The sequence below is a fragment of the Corallincola platygyrae genome, from assembly GCF_039544265.1.
In the GTDB taxonomy this organism is placed as follows: Bacteria; Pseudomonadota; Gammaproteobacteria; order Enterobacterales; family Neiellaceae; genus Corallincola; species Corallincola platygyrae.
The window spans coordinates 1-1191 of sequence record NZ_BAABLI010000023.1 but is presented as its reverse complement, the minus strand read 5'-3'; the positions used below and the strand labels follow the sequence as shown (position 1 = coordinate 1191).

At 47.8% G+C, this 1191-nt stretch carries 2 protein-coding genes; both read left to right on the top strand.

Annotated features, from left to right (window positions below):
• Positions 1–97: 97 nt before the first annotated feature.
• Positions 98–490: a hypothetical protein gene (locus ABEA14_RS16105; protein ID WP_345341358.1), complete on the top strand. Its 393-nt coding sequence runs from the start codon at positions 98–100 to the stop codon at positions 488–490.
• A gap of 125 nt (positions 491–615) precedes the next feature.
• Positions 616–1041 carry a hypothetical protein gene (locus ABEA14_RS16100; protein WP_345341355.1) on the top strand — a complete coding sequence of 142 codons (426 nt, stop codon included), beginning with the start codon at positions 616–618 and terminating at the stop codon, positions 1039–1041.
• The last annotated feature ends 150 nt before the right edge of the window (positions 1042–1191 follow it).

The window sequence follows — 1191 nt, the reverse complement described above, 5'->3', positions numbered from 1 at the left end:
GTACTGCTAACAAGAAAAACCATTGGGACAAGTTCAACAGCGCGGCTTTGCCGCTAACTTGCTCCCTGTTTTAGGCGTTATACACCAAGGAGGGGAAATGAAAGTATCGCTTAGAAAAACCTACTCTCACATTCATGTGAGTTACGCCGACGATGATTATTCAAACAATCTATCAGCCACCGATTTTTGCCTTCACACAACAAGTGATACACATAAGCTATCCATAAACCTGATAGGGAACCTGAATCAGCGAGATAAACAGGCAAACTCATACGCGGACGCAGTTGCTTTTGTTGAAAAACACGAGTTGCTAAAGATGGTTCAAATCGATGAAAGAAAAGTTCTCGAGGGTCTGCTAAAGGCGCACAAATCTAATCCAGCTGCAAAATGGGTTCTGGAGGTCGCACTGGGTAGTAGGGGAACTTTTAACTACCAAGTTAAGCCAAGTAGAAAGAACGATAGCCTGTTCTTGGATGTGGTTGGTGTATAACAATGCAAGTCACTAACTCGTCGCTGCGCTCCTCGGGGACAACGAACACGACGCGGCGAGCCGCAGTCCGTTGCCCGTGCTTGCGGCGTTATACATCACATGGATTACAGTAGGGAAACTTAGCTATGTCGTTGGACTTATTTCTTTTTCTCGCTGGGGATGCCCCCCTAAACACAGATAGGCTTAATGAAGCCGCGCAGAAATTTAACCCGATAGCAGTTTATGAGCGCAATGTTGATCTGGGCACCCACTCGGGGTTCCTGCCGGTCATACTTGACGGTAGAGAAACTGGGGTCGAGACCTACAAGATTTCATACTCTGAGCTTGCTGAATACTTGCCCCCGAATGAAGACATCGATCCTGAGAATACTATTGTCATCCAGTTTCGTTGGGGCGGTGACGCCAACGAAGGTGCCACTGCTTTATACACAGCAGCATTGTACTCAGCAACATATCAGGGGGTAGCGTTCGACCCTATGAGCAACATGTACCTCGGCGCAGACCAACTAATGCAGGGGTTCGAAGCATTCTTCAATCTTGGCAGTCGGTGATGTATAACAAGGCAAACAAGGGTGCGGCCTTCGGCCGCCGGACTCGCTGCACTCGCCTCTTTTTGCGGCGTTAGCAGTACAAAGGAGTGTTGCGCTTTTGAAAAATATCAAAGCTCTTGCTATTTCCCTGTTAGCGTTTGGATGCTCTAA

Bases quoted from the DNA above. Each gene is read 5' to 3' on its own strand.
- ABEA14_RS16105 (WP_345341358.1), top strand. From the start codon at position 98: ATGAAAGTATCGCTTAGAAAAACCTACTCTCACATTCATGTGAGTTAC.
- ABEA14_RS16100 (WP_345341355.1), top strand. From the start codon at position 616: ATGTCGTTGGACTTATTTCTTTTTCTCGCTGGGGATGCCCCCCTAAAC.